The sequence below is a fragment of the Thermoanaerobaculia bacterium genome, assembly GCA_035260525.1.
GTDB lineage: Bacteria > Acidobacteriota > Thermoanaerobaculia > UBA5066 > DATFVB01 > DATFVB01.
The window spans coordinates 1-6,946 of record DATFVB010000236.1 but is presented as its reverse complement, the minus strand read 5'-3'; the positions used below and the strand labels follow the sequence as shown (position 1 = coordinate 6,946).

At 70.3% G+C, this 6,946-nt stretch carries 6 protein-coding genes; 2 read left to right on the top strand and 4 right to left on the bottom strand.

Annotation, left to right across the window (positions count from 1 at the left end):
- From VKH46_11800 to VKH46_11785, 4 genes are all read right to left on the bottom strand, one after another.
- Window positions 1–1,875: hypothetical protein (locus tag VKH46_11800; protein HKB71521.1), on the bottom strand; the 1,875-nt coding region annotated here is incomplete at its 3' end.
- Window positions 1,872–2,819: a universal stress protein gene (locus tag VKH46_11795; protein HKB71520.1), complete on the bottom strand. Its 948-nt coding sequence runs from the start codon at window positions 2,817–2,819 to the stop codon at window positions 1,872–1,874. The genes VKH46_11800 and VKH46_11795, both read right to left, overlap by 4 nt.
- Before the next feature lie 190 nt (window positions 2,820–3,009).
- A complete protein-coding gene (locus tag VKH46_11790) occupies window positions 3,010–3,777 on the bottom strand; it encodes a sulfite exporter TauE/SafE family protein (protein HKB71519.1) in 768 nt (255 codons plus the stop codon).
- Between the two features lie 15 nt (window positions 3,778–3,792).
- A complete protein-coding gene (locus VKH46_11785) occupies window positions 3,793–4,788 on the bottom strand; it encodes a zinc-dependent alcohol dehydrogenase family protein (protein HKB71518.1) in 996 nt (331 codons plus the stop codon).
- A 46-nt stretch (window positions 4,789–4,834) separates the two neighbouring features.
- Between VKH46_11785 and VKH46_11780 the strand changes: the two genes are divergently transcribed.
- Together VKH46_11780 and VKH46_11775 are read left to right on the top strand one after the other, a co-directional pair.
- Complete coding sequence (locus tag VKH46_11780; GenBank protein ID HKB71517.1) at window positions 4,835–5,812, top strand: DNA-formamidopyrimidine glycosylase family protein; 978 nt, start codon at window positions 4,835–4,837, stop codon at window positions 5,810–5,812.
- Window positions 5,809–6,369: a hypothetical protein gene (locus VKH46_11775; GenBank protein ID HKB71516.1), complete on the top strand. Its 561-nt coding sequence runs from the start codon at window positions 5,809–5,811 to the stop codon at window positions 6,367–6,369. The genes VKH46_11780 and VKH46_11775 overlap by 4 nt, the downstream gene beginning before the upstream one ends.
- The last annotated feature ends 577 nt before the right edge of the window (window positions 6,370–6,946 follow it).

Genomic DNA, 6,946 nt, shown 5'->3' with positions numbered 1-6,946 from the left:
TCCCGGAAGCCCGTCGTAGAGTCCCCGAGGGCGTTCCCGGAGGATCGCGGCGCGTCCGGGGCGGAATCCCAGGACGGGATGCGGCGGACGCGGCGAAGGGATCGGCCGGACGCGCGGCCCGCCCGGGCGTGGCTCGAGTGGCCGTTTTCCCGGACCGGCAGGCCGCGAGACCGTCGGGGGGGCCGTCCTCGGAACGAGAGAGACCGGCGGACGGTAGCCGCCCGCCCCCCACCATCGACCATGATGCCGCCGGCCGCCGCCGTGCCCCTCCCACCAGGAGATCCCCGTGTCGAAAAAGGGGAACGTCCACGAGATCCCGAAGCTCCAGCCGTCCCACGAATACCGGGCGCCCCAGCCCCACGTCCACGGCCAGCCCCAGTACCCACCCGGCCCGATCCAGGGCGGGTAGTACCATCCCGTTCCCCACACGATCGTTCCCCAGTCTCCGACGAGACAGCCCAGATAGCCGGGGGTGTAGCCGACGTACACGTACTCCGGCGTGGCCCGGTAGATCGAGACGAACCGCACCGGATAGACGGGCGCGTCGGGAGGAATGGCTTGGATGTCTTCCTCCGGGATCGCGTCGGCGACGACCCAGGGTCCCGACGGCGAATTGGAGACGAACCAGACGCCTGCGTCGCAGGCGAACCACCGGCCTTCGATCTCGAGGACCGGAATCGATGCATTGGCCGCGTAGCGCACGCGCGTTCCGGCGATCGCGACGAAGTCGGGGGCCCCGTCGTACCGAACCTCGGGCGCCGCCCGGTCGCGACGGACCGCCGCCGTTTCGGGAATCCACGCGTCGAGCGCGGCGTCCTCCGCCTCGTCGGTGCCCGGAATGCTCGCGAGCACGCCGCCGGCGGCGGAGTCGGGAGGGATCTTCGAGAACTCGCGGGGCAGCGCGTCGGGAGGCACGAACGTCCACCCGTCGGAAGAAAGCGACGGCGCGACGTACCAGCGTCCCGCGAGCAGCAGGAAATAGCGCTGCGACGAGACGTCCATCAACACGTCGCTCTCGGTGTTGTCCATGCGGAGGATGTCGAGACCGTCGATCGGGGTGAACGTCGGGTCTCCCTCGGAGACGACGAGCTCCGCGGGCTCCGTCGAGACCACGATCTTCGGCGGAGCGCTCTCCTCGGTTCCGTCCGGCGGCGCATCGGGAGGCACCGCGATCGCCGCGAGGTCGGCGGGAGGCGCGGAAATCGGCGTCCACGGGCCGCGCGGCTCGGAGGTGCGGTACCACCACCGGCTCCCGCCGGCGAGGTACCACGCGCCCGTCCGCGAATCGAGAGCGACGAAGAACGGCGTGTTGACGGCGATCTTCCAGGGGCCGCCCTCTTCGACGTCACGAAGGCGCGGCTCGCCGTCGAAGAGGAGGAGGACCGAGGGCTCCCGCGCGAACAGGATCCTCGGGGGGTCGTTGCGCAGGCCGGCGGCGCTCCGGCGTTCGCGCTCGGCGACCTTCAGGCTCTCGAGGAGCCGGTCATAGGAGCCGACGAGGCGCCACTTCGGTATCTCCTCCTCGAGGATCGCGGCGAAACGCCGCTCCCGCTCCGGCGTGATGTTCGGGAAGCGCACCCGGCGGACCGCGACGTCGAGGATCGAGACCGTCCGGGCGGAGCGGTCGACGGAAACGCGGGCCGAGAAGAAGACGACGCCGAACCGCGGCGACGTTGCGCGCCTCCGCGTGACCGAAACGGCGGCGCGGCCGGTGATCGTGTCGCCCCCGAACGTCTCGGCCTGCGGCTGGTAGATCACGATCCGCGATCCTTTCGCGGTCGTGAATTCCCGGGGCCAGGAGTCGGGCGCCCCGGGCGCGCGCGCCGCGAGCACGCCGGCGAAGAGCAGCGCCGCCGCGACCGCGAACGCTTTCACGCGACTGCGGGGGGCGCGGCCACCGCTCGAAGCTTCGTCATCGCGGCCGCCGGGTCGACCTGATTTTTGGCCGGGACGAGGAGGACCGGACGATCGGCGTCCCGAACGACCGTGCGGGCGTTCGAGCCCAGCAGCAGTCCCGACATGACCGAGCGGCCTGTCCCCGCGAGCGCGATCAGGTCGAAATCGGATTCCCGCGAGAAATTGAGGATGCCCTCGGCGGGGAACTCGGCCGAGACGACGTGCGCGTCCGTCACGGGGATCCCGAATCCCGGCGTCAGCCGGCTCCGCCAGCGCGCGATCTCGTCGCTGCCGGCTTTGAGCAGCATCCCGGAATCGAGATGCCGCGTGCCGTGTCTCGCCAGCACGTAGAGGAGGTGCGCCTCCGCGCCGGCCGCGGCGGCGATCGCCATCCCCCAGTCGGCGCTCGCGCGCGACGCGTCGGAGAAATCGGTCGCGATGAGCACCCGCCGCACGCGCCAGTCCTCCGGGACCGCGCGATGGACGAGGAGCGGGGTGGTCGCCTGCCGGAGGAGCGCCGACGTCAGCTGCCCGAGCCGCCCCTCGCGCGTGTCGGACCGGGTCGCGCGGACGACGGTGAGGTCCGCCTTCCACGCCGACATCTCCCGGACGAGCTCGGCGATCGGGAACCCTTCGGCGACGTCGGTCTCGACGGCGAAGCCGGCGCGCTCCAGAGGCTCGCTGTTTCGCCGAGCCAGGTCGTTGGCGGCCAGACGCGCCTCGCGGTCGATGCGGGCGATCTCCTCGAAATCGGCGTACATCTCCGGCACGAACGCCTCGCTCTGGAGCGGGCGCGACACGTACAGCCGGCGAACGTGGGTCTCGGCCGGCGGAAAGATCGCCTTCAGGAGCGGGAGCGCCTCGCGGCACCCCTCCTCGGGCGCCATCGGGAGCAGGACGCGAAAGCGACGGGACTCGTTCATGGTTCCTCCTCGGAGGATTCGGCGACACCGCGAAGCTCCGCGGCGGGCGCCTCCATCGCGAGGTTACGGGGCGAGGAGCCGAAAAGCCTGATCCAGACGGATCAAACGGCGAAAATCGTGCGTTTCTCGGATCCGGAAGCGGCCGGGTCCGGCCGCGGGAAGCGCGAATCCGCCGGCGCGGAGGCCCTCCCTACCGGATCCCGCGAACGAAGAGCAGGATCGCGATCCCGAACCCGATGACCGCGACGGCGGCGCGCGACTTCTCCTTCCCGATGCGGCGGGCAAACCGCGCTCCGCCGTATCCCCCCGCGATCGCGCCGGCGATCATCACGAGCGCGGCCTGCCACTCGACGGCGCCGCGGGCGATGAAATACGCGGCGGCGACGGCGTTGATGCACATCCCGAAGAAGTTCTTCAGGCCGTTCATCGCGTGGATGTCGGACAGTCCCAAAAATCCGAGAGTCGCGAGCATCAGGATCCCGATCCCCGCTCCGAAGTAGCCGCCATAGATCGCGACGCCGAATTGGAAGAGGGCCGCCGCCGCGAAGCGCGCGCGGGATCGCGGGCGGTCCCCGCCGGCGGCGGAGGAGCGCGACACGGCGCCCTGGGCGAGGAAGAGCACCGTTGCGAAGAGGATCAGGAACGGGGCGAGCCGCTCGAAGGCCTTTTCGGGAGTGCGGAGGAGCAGGACCGAGCCGATCGCGCCGCCGAGCAGGCTCGGGAGCAGGAGAGTCTTCAACCACGCTCGGTGAGTCGCGACGTCGCGCCGGTAGCCCCACATGCTCGCCGCCGCTCCGGGCCAGAGGGCGATCGTGGAGGTCGCGTTGGCCACGATCGCCGATTCGCCGAGGAAGAGGAGCGTCGGGTAGGTCAGGATCGTGCCGCCGCCCGCCATCGCGTTCATCGCTCCCGCGCCGATCGACGAGGCCACGAGCGCCAGGATGTGAGGAAGCGTCACGCGCGGCGCATTATGTCATCGCAGGCGAAGCACGGCCGCGCCTTCGATCTCTCCGCGCTTGATCTTCCCAAGCGCGGCGTTGGCCTGCTCGAGCGCGAACGTCTCCACTCGCGCGCGGATCGGAACTTCCGCGGCGAGCGCGAGGAATTCCCGCGCATCGCGCCGCGTGTAGCTCGCGACGCTCCGGACGCCGCGCTCCCAGTAGAGATCGTCGAAAGAAAACGAGGGGATCGGGCTCATGTGGATCGCGTTGACGGCGAGCGTCCCGCCGCGGTCGAGCCGCGGAAGCATCTGCGGGAGGAGCTCTCCGGCGGGCGCGAACGTGATCGCCGCGTCGAGCGGGACGCCGGGGTCGTCGCCAACGGCGCCGGCCCAGGCCGCGCCCATTTCGCGGGAGAGGCGGCGATGACGCTCCTCGCGAGTGAAGACGTAGACCTCGCACTTCCCGTGGAGCGCGGCCTGGATCGCCAGGTGGGCCGACGCTCCGAAGCCGACGAGGCCGAGACGGCCGCCCGGCCGAATCCCGGAGACCGCGAGCGATCGGTAGCCGATGATGCCCGCGCACAGGAGCGGCGCGGCGGCCTCGGGAGCGAGGCCGGGCGGGAGGGGAAACGCAAACCGCGCGTCCGCGATCATCGATTCCGCATATCCGCCGGCGCGATCGCGTCCGGTGTGGAGCGGCGAGAGACACAGGTTCTCGCGTTCCGTCGTGCAGAACCGGCAGACCCCGCACGTCCGCCAGAGCCATCCGACGCCGACCGCGTCTCCTTCGCGCAAGCCCGCCGCGCCGCTTCCGACTTTCGAGACGCGGCCGGCCACCTGGTGGCCGGGGACGAGGGGGATCTCCGCGGAGACTTCGCCTTCCACGATGTGGAGGTCGGTCCGGCAGACGCCGCACGCCTCGACCGCGATCGCGATTTCGCCGGCGCCGGGGGTGGGCTCCGGGATCTCGCGCGCCTCGAGCCGGTCGGTCTCCGCGTCTCCGGTCGCCGCCAGCACCATCGCCCGCATGCGGCCATTCTCGCACCGGGAAGGCCGCGGGCCGATAATCCGGGGCGTGCCGGAGCTTCCCGACGTCGCGGTCTACGTCGAGTCCCTCGAGCGGATGGTCGCCGGGCGAATGCTCGATCGCGTCCGGGTCGCGAGCCCGTTCGTGCTTCGCTCGTACGACCCGCCGATCGCGGAGGCCGAAGGAAAAACCGTCCGGGGAGTCCGCCGCCTCGGCAAGAGGGTCGTCTTCGCGCTGGAAGGCGACCTCTTCCTCGTCGTCCACCTGATGATCGCCGGCCGCTTCCACTGGAAGCCGAAGGGGGCGAAGCTCGCCGGCAAGGTCAACCTCGCCTCGCTCGATTTCGACCGCGGGTCGCTTTTTCTCACCGAAGCGAGCCCGAAGAAGCGGGCGTCGATCCACCTCGTGCGGGGGGAAGCGTCGCTTTCCGAGTTCTCGCGCGGCGGGATCGAGCCGCTCGAGGCGACTCGGGCCGATTTCGACGCCGCGCTGCGTTCCGAGAGCCACACCCTGAAGCGCGCGCTGACCGATCCGCGCCTCTTTTCCGGGATCGGCAACGCGTATTCCGACGAGATCCTGCACGCGGCGAAACTCTCTCCGATGCAGCGGACCGGCAAGCTGACCGAAGAGGAGCGGGCACGGCTCTTCGACGCGATCCGGCGCACGCTCGCCGGTTGGACGGACCGGATCCGCCGGGAGACGGGCGGCGGCTTCCCGGAGAAGGTCACAGCCTTCCGCGAGGGGATGGCGGTACACGGCCGGTTCGGCCAGCCTTGTCCCGACTGCGGCGCCCCGGTCCAGCGGATCGTCTACGCGGAGAACGAGGCGAACTACTGCGCCGTCTGCCAGACAAGGGGGCGCCTCCTCGCCGATCGGGCGCTCTCCCGCCTCATGCACGACTGGCCGAAGACCATCGAGGAGCTCGAGCAGAGGAAAGAACGGCAGGCGCCGGGCGGGCGGTCATTTGACCCCGTCCCGGACGCGTTCGATAATCGCCCAAACCATCGGAAGAGGAGGAACAGATGACACCCTTGTCGGCGCTCTGGCTCCCGATCCTGCTGTCGGCGGTCTTCGTTTTCGTGGCGAGCTCGATCATCCACATGGCTCCTCTCTGGCACAGGACGGACTACCCGAAGATGCCGCGGGAGGCCGAGGTGATCGCTGCGCTCCAGCCTCTCGGCATTCCTCCGGGCGACTACATGGTCCCCCGGTGCTCCGGCCGGGACGAAATGAAGTCGCCGGAATTTCAGGAGAAGCTCAAGAAGGGTCCGGTGATGGTCGCGACCGTGATGCCCAACGGCATGATGTCGATGGGCCGCAGCCTTGCGCTCTGGTTCGTCTATCTCCTCGTCGTAGAGATCTTCGCCGCCTACATCGCCGGGAGGGCGATCGCTCCCCCGACCACGTTCCGCCGCGCGTTCCGGTTCACGGGCGCCGTGTCCTTCATCGGCTACGTCCTCGCGCTGTGGCAGCTGACGATCTGGTATAGGCGCGCGTTCAGCGCCGCGGTCAAGGAGACGATCGACGGCGTCATCTACGCGGTGATTGCGGGAGCGACGTTCGGCTGGCTCTGGCCAAAATAGCTGGCGCGGCGATGCATCGAGCCGGGCGGGCGCGTGCGCCGCAACCCGCGGCCTTACCGTACGCTTTCGGTACGCCGCGGCCGCGGGTCGGACGCCCGCATCCCGCCGGGCTCGCGCCTCGGCGCGCCTTCGACTTCTCTGAACTGAGTCGGGTTCGTCCCGACTCACGGGCGGGCGAGCGCGGCGACTTGTCGCGCCGAAGCCCTCCGGACCCTTGGCGAAGGAGGGCGCGGCGATGCATCGAGCCGGGCGGGCGCGTGCGCCGCAACCCGCGGCCTTACCGTACGCTTTCGGTACGCCGCGGCCGCGGGTCGGACGCCCGCATCCCGTCCGCCTTCGCCGAGGCTTCGGCGGATCGAAGCGAGGACACCGCCTTCCGAGCCAAGAAACGTCATCGGCGATCGATCCGCCATAGCTCGTGAGAGCGACGGCGGACCGGGCTCGCGCCTCGGCGCGCCTCACAGGACGAGTAAAACGTGCGCCGTTGATGAGCGACTCGACCGCGCCGCCGGCACCCCATCGCCGACGGTCCATCATGTCTCGCCGGTCGCGAGTCCGACGCCGCAGACTGCTCTTG